The following is a 23,394-nucleotide window of genomic DNA, read 5'->3' on the forward strand; positions in this document are numbered from 1 at the left end:
AGCCGATGTCGTAGTCGCCACCTTCGCACGACCACCCGCCGGAAGTCGGCAGGGAAGCAACCGAGGGAGACAACCGAGGGGAACATTCGTTCAAGACGCCGGCGCGCACCGGCGGCGACAGTGGGCGCATGACTGTTTCCGACGGCAATCCGCATGTGGGCGACGAGACCACCGAGAGCTCGACACTGTCCCTGGACGACGGCGACATCCATGTGTGCCAGGACGGTCCCCGTGACGCGCCGGCACTCCTGCTCATCCACGGGTCCGCCTCCTCGACCCGCTCGTGGGACCGGCTGGTTCCGCTGCTGACCGGATCGCATCGCGTCATCAGGATCGACCTGCTCGGGCACGGCCGGTCGGCCAAACCGGCCGGCCCGAGTTACGCGGTCCCGGACCAGGCACGCCGGGCCGGTGAGGCACTGGACCGGCTCGGCGTCGGGCGCGCGATCGTGGCCGGTCATTCCAGCGGCGGCGCGGTCGCCACCGCTCTCGCCGAGCGACGGCCCGACCTGGTGACCGCGCTCGCGCTCGTCAACACCGGACCCGGCATGCACGCCTTCATCCCGTCGGAGTCCGCCGTGATCACACCGTCGCAATGGCCGCCGACCGACGAGCAGCTCCGCCGCTTCGCCGGCACCGCGTTCAGCCGCGCGGGCTACCGGATCCCGCAGGAACTGCTGGACGAGGTCCGCATGATGACCTACCACACGCTCACCGCGACGATGCAGGGCATCCGCGACTACCTGGAGCAGCGTGCCCTGCCGGATCGGCTGGCGGTCCTCGGCCGACCGCTACTGGTGATCTTCGGCGAGGACGACCGGAGATGGCGATCCTCGTCCGCCGCCGACTACCGCGTCGTCCCGGGCGCGGAAGTCGAGTTGCTGCCGGGTCTCGGACACTCGCCCATACTCGAGGACCCGGAAAGGACCGCCCGCTCGCTGCTGGCCTTCACCGCGGTCCACGCCGTGCGGGCGGACTGAAGGACCGCCGGCCGCGGCCGGAGAGGGTCACGGCGCGGGGAGCGGCTGGGCTCCCCGCTTGGCCAGCAGGTCCTTCATCGTGCGGATCTCGGCGTTCTGGCCGTCCACGATGTGCTGGGCCAGGGCGCGCACCTCGTCGCGGTCCGACAGCTTGAGCAGGCCCTCGGCCATCTCCACGCCGCCCTGGTGGTGGCGGATCATGAGCTGGAGGAAGAGGATCTCGGCGTCCCTGCCGGTGGCCTGGCGGAGCCGGTTCATCTCCTCCTCCGTGGCCATGCCGGGCATCGTTCCCGGCGTCGGGGCGGTCGTGGCCGCCCCGCCGTGCCCGTGCCCGGACATCCAGGCCATGGCCGGGCGGTCGGAGCTCTGGTCGAGGCCCCACTGCTGCAGCCAGCCCATGAAAATTCCACGCTGGGTGCTCTGCGTCGTGATGATGTCGTACGCCAGGCTGCGCAGCGCCTCGTCGGAGGTCTTGTCCCTGAGGATGAAGGACATCTCCACCGCCTGCGCGTGGTGGACCCCCATGTCTCTGGCGAACCCGGCGTCGGGGGAGGTGTCCCCGGGCGTCCCCTGCCTGGTGAAGAACAGCACGAGCGCCGCCGCCGCGAGGAGGACGACGACCAGCCCGAGGATGGGAAGGCGGCGCCGGGCCGGGGGAGCGGTCTCCACGGCGTTGTCCTCTGGGGCGTCGATGTCAGTGCTCACCGCCCACACGCTACTCTCCAGGGACGTCGCCCTGCCCGAAGCAATACCTTTAGCCACTATTCTCCATACGCAGCGGGGGTGTTGGTGATCAGCAGATGGAGGAGCGATGACGAAGGAGAAGGCGCAGGCGAGGCGTGACCACCTCGCCCGCATGCGCGCCGAGCAGAAGCGCAAGGAGCGGCGCGCCGCACTTCTCATGTGGGGGATAGGCGGTCTCGTGATCGTCGTCCTGGTCGCCCTCGTCGCCGTCTACGTGGTCAACGACCGCTCGGCCAAGTCGCTCAGCGCCGTCAAGACCTTCACCTACAAGGGCTCCGACCACTCCTGGACGAAGGTCGCCTACAAGGAGACCCCGCCCGTCGGTGGCCAGCACAACTTCTATTGGCAGAACTGCGGCATCTACGACAAGCCGATTCACAACGAGCACGGCGTCCACTCGCTGGAGCACGGCGCGGTGTGGATCACCTACCAGCCCAACCTGCCCAAGGCCGAGGTGGACAAGCTCAAGACCATCGCCTCCGCCGACTACATGCTGCTGAGCCCCTACCCCAACCTGCCGTCCAAGATCGTCGCCAGCTCCTGGAACCACCAGATCGCGCTGGACTCGGCGGACGACCCCCGGCTGCCCGAGTTCGTCAAGAAGTACAAGCAGAACCCGACCGACACTCCCGAGTACGGCGCCTCCTGCTCCGGCGGCATCGGCACCACCGACGAGCAGCCGCTCCCGCCGCCGCAGACGGACGCCACGCAGGAGCCCATGCCGAGCACGGCCCCGTCGTCCTGACGGCACGTCGCGTCAGGGCGCGTCGTGTCACGGCGCGTGGTGCCAGGGCACGTCGCGTCAGGGCGCGTCGTGTCACGGTGCGTGGTGCCAGGGCACGTCGCGTCAGGGCACGTCGCGTCACGGTGCGTTGCACCAGGGACTCAGGGAACCAGCACGCGGTCCACGGGCACGGCCTCCAGCCCGTGGGCCTCGGCCACCGGGCGGCTCGTGAGGTGGCCCTCGTGGGTGCTCAGACCGTGGGCGAGCGCGGGGTCGGCGGTCAGCGCCTCGCGCCAGCCCAGATCGGCGATCGCCAGCGCGTACGGCAGCGTGACGTTGGTCAGCGCGTACGTCGAGGTGTGCGGCACCGCCCCCGGCATGTTGGCCACGCAGTAGAACACCGAGCCGTGCACCCGGTAGACCGGCTCGGCGTGGGTGGTCGGCCGCGAGTCCTCGAAACAGCCGCCCTGGTCGATGGAGATGTCCACCAGCACCGATCCCGGCTTCATCCGTGAGACGAGGTCGTTGCTCACCAGGGTCGGCGCCTTGGCGCCCGGCACGAGCACCGCGCCGATCACCAGGTCGGCGTCCACCACCGCCCGCTCGACCTCGTACGCGTTGGACGCCACCGTCTGGCAGCCTCCCCGGAAGACGAGGTCGGCATGGCGCAGCCGGTCGACGTCGCGGTCGAGCAGCAGCACCTGGGCCCGCATGCCCACGGCGACCGCGGCGGCGTTCATGCCCGACACGCCCGCGCCGATCACCGCCACCTTGGCCGGGTAGGTGCCGGGGACGCCGCTCATCAGCACGCCGCGCCCGCCGCCCTGGCGCATGAGATGGTAGGCGCCCACCTGCGGCGCCAGCCGTCCGGCGACCTCGGACATGGGCGCGAGCAGCGGCAGCGTGCGGTCGGGTTTCTGCACGGTCTCGTACGCGATGCCGGTCACGCCCGACTCCAGCATGGCCCGGGTACAGGACTCCGAGGCGGCCAGGTGGAGATAGGTGAACAGCACCTGGCCCTTGCGCATCCGGTGGTACTCGTCCGGCACCGGTTCCTTGACCTTCAGGACGAGGTCGCCCTCGGCCCACACCTCGTCCGCCGTGCCGAGGATGACGGCCCCCGCCGCGGTGAAGTCCTCGTCCGGGATCGCCGACCCGAGTCCCGCGCCCTTCTCGACGAGGACCCGATGACCCTTGCGTGCGAACTCGTTGACCCCCGCGGGTGTGAGCGCGACCCGGTACTCGTGTGTCTTGATCTCTCGGGGAACTCCCACCTTCATGTCTTCACTGTCTGCTCCCGACGTCCGTATGGGCATCGGTCAACGGGCAACCATTTGGCGGATATTCATGACAAATTGTCAATAAAGGATCGCATTGAACGTTCCATGGTCACCCGGTTACCCGCAGTTGGCAGACCTCGGTAGGCTCTGCGAGCGGTGTAAGGGATCGAGGTAGGGAATGCACAACGCGCCCGTGCCGGGAGACGAAGAGCCCGGCCCGCGGCCCGGCCTGACATCGGGAGCCGAGACGGCGCCCATGCCCAAGCCGGCCGGCCCCGAGGAGCGCGGCGGCGTGCCCGCCGAGGCGTCCGGCGGATGGGGCGGCTGGTTCGGGGGCACGTCCGGCGGTACCGGGGCCGCCGCGGAGACGACCGTTCTGCCGCCCGCCGGCGGCGGACCGGGTGACACGTACGGCGGGCCCGGGGACCCCGGTGGAGGCCATCCGGCGCCCGGCGTGCCCGACGAGCGCGCTGGGTTCGGCGACCCGCTCGCCGGCTCACTCGCTGATCCACTCGGTGACCCGGGCGGTGCGCGGAGTGAGTACGGCGGGTTCGGCGGGTCCGACGATCCGCTCGGTGAACGCGGTGAGCCGCCGGGCAGGCCCGGTGATCCGCTCGCCGACACGCTCGCCGGCCCGGTAGGTGTGCCGGGTGAGCCCGGCGGGCCGTTTGACCCTCTCGGTGTGCCGGGCGTGCCCGGTGGGCCGTTTGACCCTCTCGGCGTGTCAGGTGGACCCGGTCTGTCAGGCGGACCCGGCATTCCGGATGGGCCGGGTGACCCGCTCGGGGGCCCGGGCGGAGCGGGCGACCCGCCTGGGATCTCCGGCGAACTCGGTGGCGTGCCCGCTGTCGAAGGTGCTCCCGTCCTACCCGCTGAGCCGGTGGAGCCCGCCGTGCCCGGCGCACCCGATGGCGCGCCTCCAGGCGAGGCCGCAGAGCCGGGTGACGGGCCGCCCGCCCCCGACGGCCCCACAGAGCCGAGGGCGGCCAGGGGGACGACGATCGCTCTCGTCGCGGCCCTCGTGCTCGTGGTCGTCATGTCCGGCGTCCTCGGCGCCGTCGCCGTGGTGATGACCCGCAACCCGGACGCCCCGCCGCTCAAGCAGACGCCCGTACGCACCCTGCTGACGCCCGTGCACTTCGCCCCGGTCACCGGGGTGGGGGCGGCGCCCTGCGCGGGAACGGACGCGATTCCGGACGACAAGGGCACCTCCTGCTACCAACTCGATCCGGGGGTCACGGTCACGACCGTGCAGAAGATCGAGGAGGTGACGGACAACGACGGCACCTACTCGATCAGGCTCGTGCTGTCCCCCTCCAGCCAGGAGCAGATCGCCGCGCTCACCCGGGATACGGTCAAACAGCAGCTCGCGATCGTGGTGGGGGAGAAGGTGGTGGCCGCCCCGCGGGTGGCCCAGGAGATCACCCAGGACAGCCTCGGCATCGCGGGATTCGACAAGGCCCAGGCCGATGCGATCATGGCGCTGCTGACCGGATCCGCTCCCGCGAACCAGCAGAACCCGGCCGCATCGCCCGCCGCCACCGACACCGGCCAGCCCGGAGGCACCCAGCCCGGTGGAACGCAGCCGGGTGGCACTCAGCCCGGTGGCACCCAGCCGGGTGGCACTCAGCCCGGTGGCACCCAGCCGGGTGGCACTCAGCCTGGTGGAACGCAGCCTGGTGGAACGCAGCCGGGCGGCACGGTGTACGAGGGCGGCCAGCCGGGTGGGTCGCAGACGGGCGGGACCCAACAGGGTGGGACCCAACAGCAACAGGGCGGTACGGGACAGCAGGGCGGCACGGGACAGCAGGGCGGCGCGCAGCCCAGCCCTGAGGGGTTCCAATGAGCGCATCATGGTCCGGGCCCGCGCCCTCAGACCTGAAGCGGACCTGAAGCGGACCTGAATCACCCGGAATCAGGCCCGAATCGGGCCGAATCGGCCGTCCGACGGCCGGGGCGCCTTCGCCCCGGCCAACCGGTCCTGACGGGACCTGATCAGCCGTTGATCGCGATACCGGTAGGGTCGCCGTCATGCAGCGGATGACCGGTTTGTTGGTAGGTGCGGTTTTTGGGACCGTCTTCGTGTTCGTGAACTCGCATCCACCCCTTGGTCACTCTCTCGCGCTCGTCCTCCGGATCGCCGCGGCCGTCGCCCTGGCCGGCGTCGTCGCCACCTGGGTCCTCGCCGTCGGGCGTGCCAGGTCCACCGGTGCCGAACCCGGCATCGGGGGAGGCGGCACGGCCGGGAAGATGTTCGGCCTCGGCTTCGCGGTGGTCGTCGTGATCGAAGCCGTCGCACTGTTCGGCGGCATCGCCGTGCTGCGCGCCCTGAGCCGCCCCGAGGAGAGCAACGTCGCCTGGATCGCTCTCGTCGTCGGCGTCCACTTCGTCGCCCTCGGGCCGATCTGGAGGGATCGGACGATCATGGTGCCCGGTGCGGTCCTCACCGCGCTCGGGGTCGCCGGGCTCGTCATGTCCGCCACCTCGGCCGTGGCATGGGTGCCCGTGGTCAGCGGAGTGCTGTCCGGTGTGACGCTGCTGGCCGGATGCCTGTCCGCCGCGGGACGCGGCCTGGCCGCCCAGAGGTCCCCGGCGTCAGGCTGAGGCCGGTGACCGTCCCTGCCCGGCATCGGGCGGAGGTGCCTGTCCCCCTGACCTCGGTCGGAGGCCGGCTACGGCCCGGATGGCCGTCGGCAGGGCGGCAGCGGCCGGTGCAAGCCGGGGTCAATCCAGGTGCAAGCAGAGCCTCGTAGCGTACGGCACGTGTCAGCACGATGGTTGCGAGGCGCGGCCGCCACGGCCGCGACCGCCGCGTTCCTGGTCCCCGCCTCCCTGCTCGCCGCCGCCCCGGCTCTCGCGCACACCGCGCACGCCCCCGCGCAGGCCCCCGTCAGAGCGGGCGCTCACGGCACGGCCGCACCGGCGGTCGTCGCCAAGAAGCTGTTCCGCGCGTGGCTGCGCGCGGACCGCCACGCGGCCTCCCGGGTCGCCACCGCGGGCGCGGCCTCCACGCTCTTCGCCTACCCCTTCCGGGCTCCGGACGAGTTCGCGGGCTGCTCGGGCAACGCCTGCCGGTTCGTCCACACCAGCGTGCGCGTGCCGGGCGGGCTCGACGGCATCCTGATGATCGTGTCGGGCGCCAAGGTCACGAAGGTGTACGAGTCCCGCCACCTCGTCACGCCGTCCGCCGCGGCCAAGCAGCTGTTCGACGCCTGGCGCAAGGGCGACCGCAACCGGGGCCTGGAGATCGCCACGACCACGGCGGTGAAGACGCTGTTCCGGACGAAGTACGACCCGAAGGGCGTCAAGTACTTCTTCCAGGGCTGCAGCTCCGAGCCCAAGGGCTACGGCTGCGCCTACTCCTACGAGGGCGGCGGCATGTTCATGCACGTGCGGGGCTCGAAGAGCCGCGGCTACGAGGTGACCTCCATCAGCTACATCGCCGACTGACCCCGACCCGGCACCAGCTGCGCCCGCTCAACCTGCGCCGGCTCAACCTGCGCGGGCGGAACCGAGCCGGCGGAACCGAGCCCGCCGCCCCGGCTGCCCCGGGCGCGCCGAGCATGGCGGCGGGGCTCAGCGGGCGAGGGGCGAGAGCGCGACGTCCTCGGGCCGGATCGGGACACGGGAGAGATCCAGCCCGGTCGCGGCCCTGACCGCCGCGGCCACCGCCGGGGTCGACGACAGCGTGGGCGGCTCACCCGCGCCCCGCAGGCCGTACGGCGCATGGGGGTCGGGGTTCTCCAGCACCGACACCCGCATCGGCGGCATGTCGAGGATCGTGGGGATCAGATAGTCGGTGAACGAGGGGTTGAGCACCCGGCCGTCCCTGACCTGAATCTCCTCCATCAGCGCCAGGCCCAGGCCCTGCGCGGTGCCGCCGTGGATCTGCCCCTCCAGCGCCAGCGGGTTGAGGATCCTCCCGACGTCCTGCACGGCGGCCAGCTCGACGACCTTGACCAGGCCGAGCTCGACGTCGACGTCGACCACGGCCCGGTGCACGCACAACGCGAGCTGCGTGTGGGAGTCGCCCTGGCCGGTGACGGGGTCCATGGGGAACGTGGGCCGGTGGCGATACTCCCGCGTCTCCTCGACCGGCCCGAACCGCTCCAGCACCTCCTCCAGCGACAGCTCCGGGTGCGCCGCCCGCAGCGCGTCGATGCGCGCCCGCACCGCCTCGCAGGCCGTCTTGACCGCCCCGCCGGTGACGTACGACTGGCGCGAGGCCGAGGAGGACCCGGCCGACCCGACCGCGGTGTCGGCCGGGGCGACCGTGACCCTGGCGATCCCGAGCTCCGTACGCGCGATCTGGGCCTGGACGGTGACGAGCCCCTGGCCCACCTCGGCGGCGGCGGTGTGCACGAGCACGTGCGGCTCGGCCCCGGCGAGCTCGACGCGCACCCGTGCCGTCGAGTAGTCGTCGAAGCCCTCCGAGAAGCAGATGTTCTTTATGCCGACGCCGTAGCCCACGCCGCGCCGCACGCCCTCGCCGTGGGTGGTCTGCGCGACGCCGCCCGGCAGGAGGCGCAGGTCGGGCCGCTCGTCCGCCGGTTCCGGCGGCAGCGGCACCGCGGCCAGCTCCTTCAGCATGTCCGCGAGCGGCGCGGGGCTGTCGATCACCTGCCCGGTGGCCAGGCGCGACCCCTGCGACACCGCGTTGCGGACCCGGATCTCGACCGGTGACAGCCCGCAGGCCGCCGCGAGCCGGTCCATCTGCGACTCGTACGCGTAGCATGCCTGGACCGCCCCGAACCCGCGCATCGCCCCGCAGGGCGGGTTGTTCGTGTAGACGCCGTACGCGTCGATCCAGACGTTGCCCACCTCGTAAGGACCGACGCCGAGCGAGGCGGCGTTGCCCACCACGGCCGGGGTGGACGAGCAGTAGGCCCCGCCGTCGAGCAGGATCTCCGCCCTGACGTAGACGAGCCGCCCGTCGGACGTCGCGCCGTGCTCGTAGCGCATCCGCGCCGGATGCCGGTGGACGTGGCCGAAGAACGACTCCTCGCGGCCGTACACCATCTTCACCGGGCGGCCCGTCCGCAGCGCCAGCATCGAGGCGTGGACCTGCATCGACAGGTCCTCCCTGGCGCCGAACGCTCCGCCGATTCCGGCGAGAGTCAGCCGCACCTTCTCCTTCGGCAGGCCCAGGCACGGCGCCACCTGGTCCTGGTCGACGTGCAGCCACTGGGTGGCGACGAACAGGTCCACCCCGCCGTCCTCGGCCGGCACGGCCAGGCCCGACTCCGGCCCGAGGAACGCCTGGTCCTGCATGCCGACCTCGTACTCGCCGGTGACGACCACCTCGGCATCGAAGGTCTGGCCCACCCTCACGGGCTGGTGCCGTACGAGGTTGCCCTCCGGATGTACGGCGGGGCAGGACGGGTCGAAGGCGGCCCGGCGCGGATCGGTCACAGCCTCGCGCTTCTCGTAGTCCACGACGATCGCGGCGGCGGCGCGGCGGGCGGTCTCCGGATGGTCGGCGGCCACGATCGCCACCGGCTCGCCCTGGTAGCGGACCTGGTCGACGGCGAGCACCGGCTGGTCGCGGACGTCCAGCCCGTAGAACTTCTCCCCGGGCACGTCCTCGTGGGTGAGCACGGCGAACACGCCGGGCATCGCGAGCGCGGGGCCGACGTCGATCGAGCGGATCCAGGCGGACGGGTGCGGGCTGCGCAGCGTCGCACCCCAGAGCATGCCCTCAAGCCACAGGTCCGAGGAGTACGCGAACTCCCCGGTCACCTTCAGCGTGCCGTCGGGGCGCGGCGCGCTCTCGCCGAGGCCGGAACGCCGCCCCGCTCCGGTCGCCGTGCCCGCCGCCGTCTCAGTCGCCATCCACCGCTCCACGGTCGTAGTACAGCAACCGGGCGGGGACGGGGCCTATCGGCGCGGCCATGAAACCCGGGGACGGGCGTAGTCGATGCTTGTAGATATCTCCAAATACGCTGTCTTCCGTGCTGTTGCATGATCTGCTCGCCGCCCCGGAGTTGCGGCTCACCCTGCTCACGGGCGACGAGCGGCTGGACCGCGAGATCAAGGGCGTGCTCATCACCGATCTGCCCGATCCCCGGCGATACCTGTCGGGCGGCGAACTGGTGCTGACCGGCCTGATGTGGCGCCAGTCGCCCGACGACTCCGCCCGGTTCGTGGACGCCCTGTCCGAGGCGGGCGTGGCCGCGCTCGGCGCGGGCGACGCGCGGCTCGGCACGGTCCCCGGCGACCTGGTGGAGGCGTGCCGGGCTCGCGGGCTGCCGCTGCTCGAAGTGCCCGTCGAGGTGTCGTTCGGTGCCGTCACCGAACTCGTCGGCAGGCGCGTCGCCGCAGCCCAGGCGGGCGACCTGCGCGGCGCCCTCGGGCGGCACCGCAGGATCGTCGCGGCGGTGGCAGAAGGAGCCGGGCTCGGCGAGCTGTTCACCCTGGTCGAGGCCGAGCTCGGCGTCACGGCCGCGGTCGTGTCCGCCTGCGGCGCGGTCGTCGCGGGCGACCTGCCGCAGGAGCGGGCCGTACGGCTGGCCCGCGACTACCTCGCCGCCGTCCGCCTGCCGGTCGTCGTGAACCGCGGCGGGCCGTTCACGCTGTTCGCCGTGGGCCGATCGCACCGGGCCGCCGGCTGGGCCCTGGTCTGCCGGGGCGAGGTCGACGTGGAGATCGGCTACGAGCTGGCGGCGTGCGTCGCGATGGAGCGGACGCGGGCGGAGGAGGGCCGCCGGGTGGAGCGCCGGCTGGCCGAGCAGCTCATCGCCCTGGCCTGCGCGGGCGGCGACCTCGCGGAGCTGTCGGCCCGGCTGCGGACGTGCGGCATCGACCCGGCCGAGCCGTACGCGGTGGTCACGGCCACGGCGAGCAGGCGCGGGGCGAAGGAGGGCCCCGACCCCGCTCTGCTGGGCGGTCAGGTGGTGGAGGAGCTGCTGGACCGCGGGGTGGTGGCCGCCGCGGGCGCCGACGCGTCGGTGGCGCTGGTCCCCCTGCGCGGCGACACGCCCTGGGGCGACCGCGCCGCACTCGCGGCGCTGCTGCGCGCCCGTACGGCGGTGCTCGCGGGCGGGCTGTCCTCGATCACGGTGTCGGCCGGGCTGAGCGGCGCGCTGACCGGGGCGCAGGCCATCCGGGGCGGGGTGGAGGAGGCGGGCCACGCACGGCGGATGGCCGAGGCGCGCGGCGGGGGAGTGGTCACCAGCGACGAGATCTACACCCACGCGCTGCTGCTGGCGACCGTGCCCGGCGACGTGCGGTTCTCGTTCGCCGAGAGGCTGCTCGGGCCGTTGTTCGACTACGACCGGAGGCACGGGGCCGAGCTGGTGCGCACGCTCGGCGCGTTCCTCGACTCCACGGGATCGTGGAACGCCTGCGCCGAACGGCTGCACGTGCACGTCAACACGGTGCGCTACCGGATCAGGCGGGTCGAGGAGCTCACCGGCAAGGACCTGTCATCCATGGCCGACCGCGTCGACCTCTTCCTCGCCCTCCGCGCCGGCTGAGCCGTCCGCGGTCCGCGACGGACCGTCCTGCGGGCTCTCGCCGAGCAGGGCGAGCTCCTCGCGGGCGAAGTCCACCCAGTAGCCGGCCCCGCACTCCTGCGCGACCGCCAAGGTCTCCCGCAGGTACGCGCGCGCCCTGTCGAGCCTGCCCATGAGGCGTTCGGCCCTGCCCAGCTTGCCGAGGCACCTCGGCTCCATGGCGCGGGAGCTGTTCTCCCTGATGAGGACGAGGGCCTCGTCGTAGAGCATCGCCCCGGACCGGGGGTCGTCCTGCCTCAGGTGCACCTCGGCCATGCCCATCAGCGCGTCCGAGCGATGCATGGCGTCCCCGGCCTCTTTCGCGAGCGCCGCCATCTCGACGTACGCGGCCATGGCCGCCGCCACGTCCCCCAGGCCGAGATGTGCCGCGCCGAGGCAGACGAGAGCGTGGCGTTCGCCCACCGCCGCCCCGATCTCCCTCGCTATCCGCAGCTCCTCCCGTGCCGACGACAGGGCCTCCTGGTGCCGATCGAGCGCGTTGAGCACGATGGCGAGGTTCCCCAGGGACCTCATCCGCGCGAAGGAGTCGCCGCACGTGCGGCGAAGGTCCACCTCGGCGCGCTGGTGGGCGAGCGCCTCCTCGTAGCGTCCCGTATGGCCCAGGCCGAGGGCGAGATAACCGTTCGCGAGGGCGGAGATCTCCGGGTCCCCGAGCCGTTCGCCCACATCGAGCGCCTGGCGGCCGAGGGTGATGACGTCCCGGTGGTGACCGGCGAAGGTAAGAGGCCAGTGGAAGGAGAAGCCGAGGTGCGCGCCGGAGCGCGCGAGGGACGGAGTGCGCCGGGCCATCCCCTGTGCCGCGACGGCGAGGACGTTGGGGCGTTCCCGCTCCAGCCACGCGGACGCGTCCGTGCTGCCGGTCATGGCAAGAGGTTCACACGTCGCGAACTCGTGCGGGGGATGCACCCGATGCGGGTCGATCAGTTTCATCGCCAGGCGCGCGGTCGTGCCGTACAGGCCGAGCACGCGGTCGAGCGCGTCGTCGCTGTCACGCTCGCTCAGACGCCGCTCGGCCAGTTCCATCGCGAACAGCCGGACCAGGTCATGGAGGCGGAACCGTCCCTGCTCGCCTGGTTCGGCCAGATTCGCCCGCACCAGGCGGGCCACGGCGCGCTCCGCCGCGTCCCGCGGCACCTCGAGAAGGGCCGCCACGACCTCGGGTGTGGCGTCCGGCGTGCGCAGAACGCCCAGATGGCACAGGGCAGCCGCCGCCGCCCGGTCGAGCTCGTGCCCGCTTCCCGCCAGCACATCGTGGCTGAGCTGGAGGCTGGCGCGCACCGCGAGATCGCCCGACTCCAGCTCGTGCAGCGCCCGCCGTTCGTCGCGCAGCCGGGCGTTCAGCTCGGTCAGGGGCGTGTGGCGGTTCTCCATCAGACGCGCCGCCGCGAGGCGCAGGGCGAGGGGCAGTCCGCCGCACAGGTGGGTCAGTTCGGCGGCGGCGGCCGGATCGGCGGCGATCCGGCCGGCGCCGACAAGTTTCGCGAGCATGGCGACCGACTCCGACCGCTGCATCCTGCCGAGGACGAACTGGACGCAGTCGTCGGCCGCCGCGAACGACTCCCGGCTCGTGACGAGCAGGGCATTCCCGGCCGGCAGGCCCAGCAGAGGGCGGACCTGGTCCAGGCCGGACGCGTCGTCGAGCACGATCAGCGTGCGGCGGCCCGCCAGGCGGTCTCTGAGCATCGCCGCGGCCTCGTCCGGATCGGACGGGACCGAGTCCGGGCGCGCCCCCAAGCCCCGCAGCAGCCTGCCGAGCAGATCGAGGGGGTTCAGCCGTCCGACTCCCGGTGTCGCCCCGAGCAGGTTCAGGTACAGCTGGCCGTCCGGATAGTGATCGCTCACCGTGTGAGCGGCGCGTACGGCGAGGGTCGACTTTCCCGCTCCCGCCGTGCCGGTGACGGCCACCACCGCCTGCGAGTCGCCCCCGTCCCAGGGCGCGAGCAGAGCGCGCAGTCGCACCAGCGTCTCCATTCGCCCCACGAAGATCTGCGGATCGCGCGGAAGCTGACGCGGCCGGTCGATCTCTCCGGGAGCCGTGACCGCCATGGGAGACGGCCCCGCCGCGAGGGAGGGATCCGCGCGGAGGATGAGCTCGTATGCCCGCCGCAGGGATACGCCGGGATCGACGCCGAGGTGTTCGGCGAGCAGACTCCTGGTGTCGTGGAAGACCTCCAGCGCCTCCGCCTGCCGCCCGCAGCGGTAGAGCGCGAGCATCTGCAGTTCCCGGGCCCGCTCCCGCAGCGGGGCCTCCGCGATCAGCCCGGCGAGCGCGTCGAGCGCTTCCTGACGCCGGCCCAGCCGCAGCAGCGCGTCGGCCTGGTCCTCCCGCGCCGTCTGGCGCATGCTCTCCAGCCGGGTTCGCGCCGCCTCGCAGAAAGGGCCGGGAAGGCCGCCCAGGGCGGTGCCCGACCACAGTCCCAGCGCGGTCTGCAGTTCGCGCAGCCACGCGCTGAGGTCCTCCTTGGCCTGGTAGCGGCGAGCCTCCGCGAGGCGCTGTTCGAACTCCTCGGCGTCGGTCCGGCACGCGTCCCGCGCCAGGCTGTAGCCGTTCGCGGACCGGGTGAGCAACGCGAACGGCCCGCGCCTGCCGCGCTCCGGTTCGAGCAGCCGCCTCAGCCCGGCCACATAGGTGTAGAGGCTCTGCTCGGCCGTCTTCGGTGCGGCGGCGCCCCACAGGGCGCCGATGAGCCTGTCCTTCGTGACGAGGTGGCCCGCCTGTGCGGCGAGCACCCAGAGGGTGGCCCGTTGCAACGGCGGCCCCGGGTTCAGCTGCCGGTCCTCCAGCGACACGGTCACCGGTCCGAGGACCCGGAGCCGGAGGCCACCCCCGCCGATTTCTCCATGTGCCGTCCCCATGGACGTCCTGTCCCTCCTGCGAACCGACGATCAGCCGGTGAGCGCCGCGCGGGGCGGTACCTCGCGGGTCGCTCTCAGCTCGGGGAAGGCCGTCTCGATGACGCGCAGCTCGTCTTCCGCCAACCGGGAGAGATTCTCGTCCGCGGATCGCTGCCGCGCCGCCAGCGCCTCCCGGGCGTAGGCCAGGGCCCGTGCCGGCTCGTTCAGGAGACGGTGCACTCTGGCGAGCATGGCGAGCGACTCGCACTCGCTGACCCGGTAGCCGATCTCCCGGGCCAGACGCAGGCCGCGCTCGAGGTAGGACTTCGCCGTCCGCGGATCGCCGCGGTCCAGGCACAGCTCGGAGAGCAACGCGAGGCCTTCCGATTCGTGGTAACGGTCTCCCGCGGCCTGCGCGAGTGCGAGCACCTCGCCGAGCAGGCTCATGGCCGCCGTCAGGTCGCCCAGCTCCCGGCAGGCGACCACCCTGATCAGCAGCGAATGACGCTCGCCGACCTCGGAGCCGATCTCTCTGGCGATCGCCCGCTGGGCTTCCGCCCCCTCACGCGCCTCCGCGTATCGCTCGAGCTTGAGAAGGACGACGCCCAGGTTGCCCAGGGCGCGCATCTCGCCGAACCGGTCGCGTAGCGCGCGTCTCAGCTCGAGCTCGGCACGCTGGTGCAGCAGGGCCTCGGTTTCCCTGCCGAGGTTCACCAGCGCGTGCGCGAACTGGCCGTGGGCCAGGGACAGAATCTCCTGGTCGCCGGTCCGCTCGCCCACGGCCAGGGCCTGCCTGTTGAGGTCGCGCTGCTCGTGGCGGTGCGCGCCCCTCGTCAGCTGCCACATGAGGGAGAACCCGACGTAGGCCCCCAGCCGTGCGACGTCGTCGTCCTCGCTCTGCATCGCCTGTGCGGCGGTGGCGACCACGTCCGGCAGCTCCTCCTCCAGCCAGTCCCTGGCCTCGTCCGCCGACGTCAGCGCGAGCGGGCGCTGTGGCACGGTGGGCCAGGGAAGCTGCACGCGGTGGGGATCGAGCACCGTGCTGGCGTGGCGTGCGGTCGCCCCGTAGAAGCCGAGCGCGCTCATGAGCGCGTCCTTGCGCGCCTCCGGCAGGAGACGGGCGTCCGCGAGCTCGATCGTGAACAGCCGCACGAGGTCGTGGAGGCGGTAGCGGCCCGGTCCCGAGATCTCCAGCAGGTGCGCGCGTGCGAGGCGGCCGAGGGCGCGCTCGGCGGCGTCGACCGGTTCCCTGAGAAGGGCGGACACCAGCTCGGGGGTCAGGCTCGCCACATGCAGGACGCCGAGGTGGCACATCGTCCGCGCGGCCAGCCGATCGAGCTCGCCGCCGTGGGCCAGACCCTCGTAGCTCAGCTCCAGACTGGAGCGGACGGCCCTTCGGCCCGACTCCAGCTCGTGCAGCGTACGCCGCCGGTCCTCCAGCCTCGTGCCCAGATCCCGCGCGGTCCAGTCGGGACGTTCGGCGAGCCGGGCGGCGGCCAGGCGCAGGGACAGCGGCAGCAGGTCGCACAGGTGCGCCAGGCGGTCCGCGGCGGCCGGATCCGCCGCAATCCGTTCCGCTCCGACGAGCTTCGCCAGCACGGTGACCGCCTCCGACCGCAGCAGCCTCCCGAGCACGAGCTGGACGCAGTCGTCGGTCTCCGCGTGCGACTCACGGCTCGTGATCAGCACGGCGTTGCCGGACGGCAGGCCCAGCAGGGCGCGCACCTGCTCGGGCCCCGCCGCGTCGTCGAGCAGGATCAGGGTCCTGCGTCCCTCCAGCCGGTCGCGCAGCACCGCGGCGGCCTCGTCCTCCTCGGACGGCACGGCCCCGCCTGGCAGCCCCAGGGCGCGCAGGAGCCTGCCGAGCACGTCGATCGGCTTCAGGCGCTCGCCCCCCGGCGTCGCCCCCTGGAGGTTGACGTACAGCTGTCCGTCCGGGAACGCGGAGGAGGAGGCGTGGGCGGCCCGGACGGCCAGTGCGGACTTGCCCGCTCCGGGGGCCCCGGTGATCGCGACCACCGCCTGCGGGGGTCCGCCGTCCCAGGGGGAGAGCAGGGACCGCAGGCGGACCAGTTCCTCGGCCCGCCCCACCAGAACGCTCGCCGCCCTCGGCAGCTGGCGGGGAGGCCGCGCCGGGGCCTTGGCGCCGCTCGCGCGGTCCTGCACCCGCGCGAGCGAGGGATCGGCCCGCAGGATCAGTTCGTACCGCTCACGCAGGGCCGTGCCGGGATCAACGCCGAGCCGCTCCGCGAGCAGCCGTTTGATGTCCATGTACGTCTGGAGGGCGTCGGCCTGCCTGCCACAGCGGTACAGCGCGAGCATGAGCAGGTCGCGGGTGCGCTCTCGCAGGGGAGCCTCCGCGGCCAGGTCGGTCAGCGCCGCCGCGGCCTCCTGGTGCAGTCCCAGGCCGAGCAGCGTGTCGGCGTGGTCCTCCCGCGCGGACAGGCGCAACTCCTCCAGACGAGCCCGTTCCGCCTCTGCGAAAGGACCCGGCACGCCGCACAGGGCGGGCCCCGACCAGTGCGCCAGGGCGGCGTCCAGCGCGCGCAGGCCGCCACGGTGGTCGCCCGCGCTGTGCAGCCGGCGTGCCTCGGCCAGGTGGCGTTCGAAGTCCGCCACGTCCACCTGCATCTGCCCGCGTTCCAGCGCGTAGCCGCGCGACCGGCTCACCAGGACGGCGTATGGACCGCGGGTGCCGGGGTGGGGCTCCAGCACCCGCCGGAGGCCGGCGATGTAGGTGTAGACGCTCTGCTCGGCCGTGTTCGGGGGCCGATCCCCCCAGAGACCACTGATCAGCATGTCCTTCGGGACCACGCGTCCCTCATGCCCGACGAGTACGCACAGGGCCGCCCGCTGCAGCGGCGGTCCCAGCTCGATGGGCCGTCCGTCGCGCCAGCCCGCAGGCGGACCCAGTAACCGCAGACGGGACGGTAAGTCCTGAGATGTTCCACATTCATTCGCATTATCCATACGACTTTGGACTCCATGCGGTGACGGCGCAGACGCGTTGAGTGCATCGCCCGGCCCTATTGGGAGGCTGGTGCGCGGAGCCTCGTGGCCGGGCCGCCGGTGCTGTCCCTCGGCGTTCTTGTACAGCTACTTCAATACGAAGTCATCCCCGTGACGCCGCCTATGGGCACATCGTTGGACCTAGATCGGCAGAAGCTTCAATATGCCATCACGTATCTAGATTTTGTCTAGATACGTGGAGATGCGTTCGAGGCTCTGGCGGGGAGGCGTGCGTTGGAGCCGCGGCCTCCCTATGTCCCCGCAGCTACGTCATCGGCATCCCGGTGTCACGTGCGACCCCTTCGTGCGGCAGCTCCATCGTGGGTGACGAAGGGGGGCGATCGCGGCTTCGTGCCGCTTGAGCGGGTCGCATGCCGGGTTGGACTCCTGCCTCCGGGCCGGCGAGCCGAGGCCGAGTCCGAGAGGGGCGCCGGGTGCGAACCCTCGGTGGTCGGGCACCGGACAAAGGAACGCGGTCCGGCGCGGACAATTTTATTGCGTCACCGAGGTGCAGTCGGTATCTGGCGCCACCGGGAGATTGAATTCACCCGCTCCGACAATCGCGGGAATGAGATGCGTTGATATGCGGCGGCGGACTGAAAGTAATCGCTCGATTGGATTGGAGGCATGGCCGCTTTGAATACGTGAATACTTGGAGCGGCGTCCGCCGGAGCGCCGGAGAGGATGCAGGGATGCCGGACAGTGCCTGATCTTCGTCTCCGGCGTCCCGGCGTGCTGCCAAGCGGCTTGATCAGCAGCAGAGTTGGTTGGCCAGCAAATTCGTCTCCGCAGAAGACGTGGAGGCGGTAGCTGGCGTAACATCGCCGGCAACGGCCAGTACGGCCGAAATGACGAGGGTAAGAACAGGCAGGGTAAGGCGGCGCACGGTGGATCTCCCATCAGCTCAGACTGCCGGGCCTACAATAGTGCAGGAGTTGCCAATGGCGGCGCAAGATCTGGTCGGACAGCGCATCAAGGCGATTCGCCGTCAGCGTGGGCTCTCGCAAGCGCAGTTGGCACACCCCGAACTTTCAGACAGTTATGTATCACTGATCGAAAGCGGCAAGCGCACCCCCACCCCCGCCGTGCTCGAACTCCTCGCACAGAAGCTCGACTGCTCGCTCACCTACCTTGTCAACGGCGTCACGGCGGAGCAGATGGAGGACCTCGAGGTCGGCCTCAGCTTCGCCAAGATGGCGTTGGAGAACGGCGAGGTCGACGAGGCCCGCCGCCGCTACGCCGAACTGCTCGCCGACGGCAACCTCCAGGGGCTCGCCTCGCTGCGGGTGGAGGCACGGTACGGCTACGCGCTGGCCTCCGAGGCGTGTGGCGAGCTCGCCGAGGCCATCTCCGTGCACGAGCAGCTCAGCGAGTCGGAGGCGGAGACGATGACGCAGGAGCGCAAGATCGCGGTGGCCCTGGCACTGTGCCGGTGCCATCGGGAGCGGGGTGACTATTCCGCCGCCGTCCGGGTCGGTGAGCAGGCGCTTGAGACACTGGGCAAGTCTGGTTGGAATGATGCGCTGATCGAGCTCGGCTCCACGCTGCTGGGCGTCTATCTCAGGCGGGGCGACATGCTGCGGGCCGGGCATTTCGCCGCCGAGTTGCTGGCGGCCGCCGACGCCTTGGGGACTCCCCGGGCCGCCGTAGCAGCATGCTGGAACGCCGCGTATGTGGCCGAGGAGGCGGGGCGCGGGGAAGAGGCCCTCACCCTGATCGAGCGTGCGCTGGCGATCCAGTCCGAGACCGGCGAGCCACGCAACCTGGCGCGCCTACGGCAGGCGCACGCGAACCTGGTCCTCAATCTCTGCCCCGACGACTCGGAGAAAGCGTACGACCTCCTGCTCAGGGCGCAGCGGGAGATGGAGTCCGCGGCCACGAGCACCTTCGAGAGGGCCCTCGGCGCCCTCGATCTCGCATGGGCGGAGATCGTCCTTCACCATCCCGAACAGGCCGTTGAATACGCGCGGACCGTCGTCGACCTGGTGCGCGGCACTCCAGGGTGGATGGAGACACGGGCAGCCCTCCTGCTCAGTCAGGCGCACTTCCTGCTCCATCAGGACGAGGAGGCCGCTGCCGAGCTGGACACGGTGGGCCAGTGGCTGGAGAACGCGCCGCCCACGCGAAAGACGGCCGAGGACTGGATGACGCTCGCGGAGATGCGCCGGCGGACTGGCGAAGAAGAGCAGAGCGTGGTCGCCTACCAGCGTGCTCTCGCCTGCGTCGAGCTCTGACCGCGCAAGCGGGCATCGGGGCTGACAGGGACATGTTCTGCCGGGCCGGAGGCTGCTCGCCCCGGCCCGGCTCGCGTCTCATGCGATGAGCGTGCGGACCTCAAGAGCTTGCTGACGCGTGGGCCACGACGACGGACGCGGGCCGCGAACGGAGCGGCCGGCCACCGTTCACCGGTCCGCCGAGCGGGGCGCCGTCGTCCGGCAGGCACGGAGGGCCGGCTGCGGCGTGATCAGGGGTCTTCTTCGGGTTATCCCCAGTCTTCCGGTGCGAGGTATGGACCGGACCACCGCGTCGGTAGCCTGGGAGGTGCCATGAAGACACCCTTCCTCGCCGCCTTCGCCGCGCTCGTGGCGGCTCTCCTGCTATGTGTCGCGCCGGCCCTGCCCGCCGAGGCGCACACTTCGCTCAAGAGTAGCGACCCGCAGAAGAACGCGCAGGTCAAGACCTTGCAAAAGGTCACGCTCGAGTTCGCGGACTCCGTTCAGTTCCCGGTCGTGGTCGTCCGCGGTGAGGACGGCAAAAGCTATGAGAAAGGCGAGCCGGTCGTCGACGGGCCCAAGGTCACCGAGGCGGTGACCGAGCCGGTTCCTCCGGGTCGCTACACGATCGCCTGGCGTGTGGTCTCTCCCGACGGGCACCCGCTCGAGGGGGAGATTCCGTTCACCGTGGTCGGCGACCAGTCCATAGGGGCGGCGACCTCGGCGGCCGCTCCCGGCGACCCGTCGCCGGCGTCCGCGCCGGCGGCCGCCGCGCCCGCGACGGCGCCCGCGGCGCAGGCCGATGACGGCGGGCGGGGAGGCGTCCCCGGGTGGATATGGGCGGTGATCTTCGGGATCGCCGGCGTCGGCATCGGGATGTTCCTGAGCCTGCGGAAGAAGCCGTGAACAAGGCGGTGCGCCTGACCGCCGCGGCGCTCTGCGCGGCCGTCGGCGCACTCGTCATCGCGATGGTGCTCGGCGGCGCCGCGACGCCGCGCATCATCCCCGGCCTGCCCGACGAGGGCACGCTGACCCGCTGGATGCTGCCGCTGTCGAAGCTCGCGATGGACGTCTCCGGCGTCCTGACCGTCGGCCTGCTCGCGGCGGCCGCGGGGTTCCTGCCGAACGACAAGGGCCTGCTCGGCAAGCAGGCGCAGAGTTACGTGAAGGGCGCGTCGTGGTCCGCGCTGGCCTGGGCGGTCGCCGCGGCGGTGGCGCTGGTCTTCAGTCTGTCGGAGACCCTCGGCGCGCCGGTGGGGCAGATCCTCGCCGGCAACGAGCTCACCAGCTACGCGAGCCAGGTGCCGCAGGGCATCGCGCTGACCCTGGTCGTGCTGTTCGCCGTCGCCATCGCGCTGTTCGCCCGGGGGGCGATCACCGCGGGCACCGCCGGGGGGCTGCTGGTCTTCGCGCTCGTGACGCTGCTGCCGCCCGCGCTCACCGGGCACTCCTCCTCCTCACCCAACCACGGGCTGGCCACCACCTCGGTGGCCATGCACCTGCTCTTCCTGGCCCTGTGGGTGGGCGGTCTCGGGGTGGTCTGCGTGCACGCGCTGCGTGGGCGGCCGCTCCTGGACGTCGCCGCCGCGCGCTTCTCCCGGATGGCGCTGTGGTGCTTCGCCGGGGTCGGCGTCTCGGGGCTCGCCGCCGCCGCCTCGCGCCTCACCTCGGTCGGCGAGCTGTTCACCTCGAACTACGGCCTGCTCCTGCTGGCCAAGATCGTCGCGTTCGGCGTGCTCGGGTTCGTCGGCTGGCGCCACCGGGGTCGTACGCTGCCGAAGCTGTCGACGGGGGAGCCGCACGCCTTCCTCCGCCTCGCCCTCGGCGAGGTCCTGCTGATGGGGGCGACGATCGGCCTGGCCGTGGCGCTGTCCCGGACCGCCCCGCCGCCCGTCGACACGCCGGTCGACCGCGCCTTCGAGCTGCTCGGCTACCTGGTCCCGCCGCCGATGACGTTCGCGAACCTGCTGACGCTGTGGTGGTTCGACCTGTTCTTCGCCGTGCTCGCCGTCGTCATGGCCGGTCTGTACGGCGCGGGCGTCGTGCGGCTGGCCCGCCGGGGCGACCAGTGGCCCCTGGGCCGCACGGTCAGCTGGTATCTCGGCGTCGTCGTCCTCGTCCTCAGCACGCAGAGCGGCGTGGCGCGTTACTCGCCCGTGCTGTTCAGCGTGCACATGACCGAGCACATGATCCTGTCGATGCTGGTCCCGATCTTCCTGGTGCTGGGCGCGCCGGTCACGCTGGCGCTGCGTGCGCTCAAGCCCGCCACCCGCCGGGGTGACCGGGGCCCGCGCGAGTGGCTCACGGTGATCCTGCACAGCAGGGTCCTGAAGTTCGTCAGCCACCCCGCGATCGCGACCGCGATCTTCGTGGTGTCGACGTTCGCGCTGTACTTCACCCCGCTGTTCGCCGCGGCGATGGAGGAACACCTCGGTCACATCGCGATGACCGTGCACTTCCTGCTGAGCGGCTCGCTGTTCTTCTGGGTGATCATCGGCGTGGACCCGGCGCCGTACAAGCTGCCCTACTACGGGCGGCTGCTGCTGCTCATGGTGACCATGCCGTTCCACGCGTTCTTCGGAATCGCTCTGATGAGCATGGGGACGGTGCTGGCGTCCGGTTACTACGACCAGCTCGGGCGCACCTGGGGCGCCTCCTCGCTGGCCGACCAGCAGACCGGCGGCGCAATCGCCTGGGCCTTCGGCGAGATCCCCACGCTGATCGTGCTGCTCGCGCTCGGCTTCCAGTGGTGGCGCGACGACGAGCGCGTCGCGCGCCGTGCCGACCGCCGTGCCGACGCCGCGGCCGCCAAGTCCGGCGGCACCGGGGACGCGGAGCTGGACGCCTACAACGACTACCTGGCGAAGCTGGACAGGCGGGACAGGGCCGCCGAGTAGGCCGCCGGCGATCGTCTCCCGCCGAGACCCGCGGTTCAAGGAACCCGCGCGACGCCTCACACAGACGCCGCGGCGCGTCGCCGGAACACCGGCGCGGCGCCGCGGCACCGCCTCCCACGCTCCTACGGCAGCGTGAGGATCTCGTAGCCCGACTCGGTCACCACGAGAGTGTGCTCGAACTGCGCGGTGCGCTTGCGGTCCTTGGTCACCGCGGTCCACTTGTCGGGCCAGATCTCGTAGTCGATCGTGCCGAGCGTGAGCATGGGCTCGATCGTGAACGTCATCCCCGGCACCAGGGTCACCGACAGCGAGGGGTCGTCGTAGTGGGGGACGACGAGCCCGGAGTGGAACGAGGTCGAGATGCCGTGCCCGGTGAAGTCGCGGACGACGCCGTAGCCGAAGCGCTTGGCGTACGCCTCGATCACCCGGCCGACGATGTTGAGCTGGCGGCCCGGCGCCACGGCCTTGATCGCCCGCATCATCGCCTCACGGGTCCGCTCGACCAGCAGGCGCGACTCCTCGTCGACGTCGCCGACCAGGAAGGTGGCGTCGGTGTCGCCGTGCACGCCGCCGATGTAGGCGGTGATGTCCACGTTGACGATGTCCCCGTCACGCAGCACGGTGTCGTCGGGGATCCCGTGGCAGATCACCTCGTTGATCGAGGTGCACAGCGACTTCGGGTAGCCGCGGTAGCCGAGCGTCGACGGGTAGGCGCCGTGGTCGCAGAGGAACTCGTGCCCGATGCGGTCGAGTTCGTCGGTCGCCACGCCGGGGGCGACGTGCCTGCCGACCTCCTCGAGCGCCTGCGCGGCGATCCGGCCCGCGATCCGCATCTTCTCGATGGTCTCGGGGGTCTGGATGTCGCTGTCGCCCTTCTTGGGCTCGGCCTTCCCCACGTACTCGGGCCGGGGGATGTGGGCGGGAACCTTGCGGGTGGGCGAGATTCGCCCGGGGCGGAGCAGCGTGGTCATGCGGCCAAGTCTAGTTGCGCGTCAAGGGGGCACGATTAAGGACGTGAGCGATCAATGGTGGTTCTGCCTGAAGCACATGAGCGTCGAGCCCGAGAAGGGCTGCCCGAACAAGGACCGGCTCGGTCCCTACGACTCCCGCGACGCGGCCGCCAACGCCCTGCAGACGGCGGCCGAGCGCAACAAGCGCTGGACCGAGCAGGACAAGGAATGGGACGACTGACCCCCTG

The 23,394-nt window shown here is 71.7% G+C and carries 16 protein-coding genes; 10 read left to right on the forward strand and 6 right to left on the reverse strand.

Annotation, left to right across the window (positions count from 1 at the left end):
- Nucleotides 1–128 precede the first annotated feature (128 nt).
- Nucleotides 129–980, forward strand: a complete 852-nt coding sequence (locus BXA11_RS00450) for an alpha/beta fold hydrolase (RefSeq protein ID WP_076431825.1) — start codon at nt 129–131, stop codon at nt 978–980.
- 27 nt (nt 981–1,007) lie between these two features.
- On the opposite strand, the gene BXA11_RS00455 is transcribed toward BXA11_RS00450, so the two are convergent.
- On the reverse strand, nt 1,008–1,685 hold the full coding sequence (locus BXA11_RS00455; protein WP_239104776.1) for a DUF305 domain-containing protein: 678 nt from the start codon (nt 1,683–1,685) through the stop codon (nt 1,008–1,010).
- Nucleotides 1,686–1,791: 106 nt separating this feature from the next.
- Between BXA11_RS00455 and BXA11_RS00460 the strand changes: the two genes are divergently transcribed.
- Entirely contained in the window at nt 1,792–2,469 is a 678-nt protein-coding gene (locus BXA11_RS00460) for a thioredoxin-like domain-containing protein (RefSeq protein ID WP_076431827.1), read from the forward strand.
- A gap of 140 nt (nt 2,470–2,609) precedes the next feature.
- Here the strand turns inward: BXA11_RS00460 and ald are convergent, their stop codons facing one another.
- A complete protein-coding gene (gene ald, locus BXA11_RS00465) occupies nt 2,610–3,728 on the reverse strand; it encodes an alanine dehydrogenase (RefSeq protein ID WP_076431829.1) in 1,119 nt (372 codons plus the stop codon).
- Nucleotides 3,729–4,620: 892 nt separating this feature from the next.
- On the opposite strand from ald, the gene BXA11_RS42970 reads away from it, so the two are divergent.
- The 3 genes from BXA11_RS42970 (at nt 4,621) to BXA11_RS00480 (ending at nt 7,178) form a co-directional block, all read left to right on the forward strand.
- Nucleotides 4,621–5,574, forward strand: coding sequence for a SecDF P1 head subdomain-containing protein (locus tag BXA11_RS42970; protein WP_159454718.1), 954 nt, complete (start codon nt 4,621–4,623; stop codon nt 5,572–5,574).
- Nucleotides 5,575–5,816: 242 nt separating this feature from the next.
- Nucleotides 5,817–6,332: a hypothetical protein gene (locus tag BXA11_RS00475; protein WP_239104778.1), complete on the forward strand. Its 516-nt coding sequence runs from the start codon at nt 5,817–5,819 to the stop codon at nt 6,330–6,332.
- Nucleotides 6,333–6,491: 159 nt separating this feature from the next.
- Complete coding sequence (locus tag BXA11_RS00480) at nt 6,492–7,178, forward strand: hypothetical protein (protein WP_143734028.1); 687 nt, start codon at nt 6,492–6,494, stop codon at nt 7,176–7,178.
- Between the two features lie 126 nt (nt 7,179–7,304).
- On the opposite strand, the gene BXA11_RS00485 is transcribed toward BXA11_RS00480, so the two are convergent.
- Entirely contained in the window at nt 7,305–9,560 is a 2,256-nt protein-coding gene (locus tag BXA11_RS00485; protein ID WP_076431837.1) for a molybdopterin cofactor-binding domain-containing protein, read from the reverse strand.
- Nucleotides 9,561–9,679: 119 nt separating this feature from the next.
- Here BXA11_RS00485 and BXA11_RS00490 point away from each other — a divergent pair, with 119 nt between their 5' ends.
- Nucleotides 9,680–11,203 carry a PucR family transcriptional regulator gene (locus BXA11_RS00490; RefSeq protein WP_076431839.1) on the forward strand — a complete coding sequence of 508 codons (1,524 nt, stop codon included), beginning with the start codon at nt 9,680–9,682 and terminating at the stop codon, nt 11,201–11,203.
- On the opposite strand, the gene BXA11_RS00495 is transcribed toward BXA11_RS00490, so the two are convergent.
- Both BXA11_RS00495 and BXA11_RS00500 read right to left on the reverse strand, forming a co-directional pair.
- Nucleotides 11,153–14,038 carry an AfsR/SARP family transcriptional regulator gene (locus tag BXA11_RS00495; protein ID WP_159454719.1) on the reverse strand — a complete coding sequence of 962 codons (2,886 nt, stop codon included), beginning with the start codon at nt 14,036–14,038 and terminating at the stop codon, nt 11,153–11,155. The genes BXA11_RS00490 and BXA11_RS00495 overlap by 51 nt on opposite strands.
- Before the next feature lie 90 nt (nt 14,039–14,128).
- Complete coding sequence (locus BXA11_RS00500) at nt 14,129–17,047, reverse strand: AfsR/SARP family transcriptional regulator (RefSeq protein ID WP_076431843.1); 2,919 nt, start codon at nt 17,045–17,047, stop codon at nt 14,129–14,131.
- 980 nt (nt 17,048–18,027) lie between these two features.
- Here BXA11_RS00500 and BXA11_RS00505 point away from each other — a divergent pair.
- The 3 genes from BXA11_RS00505 (at nt 18,028) to BXA11_RS00515 (ending at nt 22,196) form a co-directional block, all read left to right on the forward strand.
- Entirely contained in the window at nt 18,028–19,320 is a 1,293-nt protein-coding gene (locus BXA11_RS00505; RefSeq protein WP_076431845.1) for a helix-turn-helix domain-containing protein, read from the forward strand.
- 312 nt (nt 19,321–19,632) lie between these two features.
- Complete coding sequence (locus BXA11_RS00510) at nt 19,633–20,205, forward strand: copper resistance CopC family protein (RefSeq protein ID WP_076431847.1); 573 nt, start codon at nt 19,633–19,635, stop codon at nt 20,203–20,205.
- Nucleotides 20,202–22,196, forward strand: coding sequence for a bifunctional copper resistance protein CopD/cytochrome c oxidase assembly protein (locus tag BXA11_RS00515; RefSeq protein ID WP_076431849.1), 1,995 nt, complete (start codon nt 20,202–20,204; stop codon nt 22,194–22,196). Before BXA11_RS00510 ends, BXA11_RS00515 begins: the two co-directional genes overlap by 4 nt.
- A gap of 122 nt (nt 22,197–22,318) precedes the next feature.
- Here BXA11_RS00515 and map read toward each other — a convergent pair whose 3' ends face one another.
- Nucleotides 22,319–23,167, reverse strand: a complete 849-nt coding sequence (gene map, locus BXA11_RS00520) for a type I methionyl aminopeptidase (protein WP_076431851.1) — start codon at nt 23,165–23,167, stop codon at nt 22,319–22,321.
- Between the two features lie 43 nt (nt 23,168–23,210).
- Between map and BXA11_RS00525 the strand changes: the two genes are divergently transcribed.
- On the forward strand, nt 23,211–23,387 hold the full coding sequence (locus tag BXA11_RS00525; protein WP_231513897.1) for a hypothetical protein: 177 nt from the start codon (nt 23,211–23,213) through the stop codon (nt 23,385–23,387).
- Nucleotides 23,388–23,394: the final 7 nt, after the last annotated feature.

Source organism: Microbispora rosea, from assembly GCF_900156315.1.
GTDB classification, from domain to species: domain Bacteria; phylum Actinomycetota; class Actinomycetes; order Streptosporangiales; family Streptosporangiaceae; genus Microbispora; species Microbispora rosea.

Bases quoted from the DNA above. Each gene is read 5' to 3' on its own strand.
- BXA11_RS00450 (WP_076431825.1), top strand. From the start codon at position 129: ATGACTGTTTCCGACGGCAATCCGCATGTGGGCGACGAGACCACCGAG.
- BXA11_RS00460 (WP_076431827.1), top strand. From the start codon at position 1,792: ATGACGAAGGAGAAGGCGCAGGCGAGGCGTGACCACCTCGCCCGCATG.
- ald (WP_076431829.1), bottom strand. From the start codon at position 3,728: ATGAAGGTGGGAGTTCCCCGAGAGATCAAGACACACGAGTACCGGGTC.
- BXA11_RS00485 (WP_076431837.1), bottom strand. From the start codon at position 9,560: ATGGCGACTGAGACGGCGGCGGGCACGGCGACCGGAGCGGGGCGGCGT.
- BXA11_RS00500 (WP_076431843.1), bottom strand. From the start codon at position 17,047: ATGGATAATGCGAATGAATGTGGAACATCTCAGGACTTACCGTCCCGT.
- BXA11_RS00505 (WP_076431845.1), top strand. From the start codon at position 18,028: ATGGCGGCGCAAGATCTGGTCGGACAGCGCATCAAGGCGATTCGCCGT.
- BXA11_RS00510 (WP_076431847.1), top strand. From the start codon at position 19,633: ATGAAGACACCCTTCCTCGCCGCCTTCGCCGCGCTCGTGGCGGCTCTC.
- map (WP_076431851.1), bottom strand. From the start codon at position 23,167: ATGACCACGCTGCTCCGCCCCGGGCGAATCTCGCCCACCCGCAAGGTT.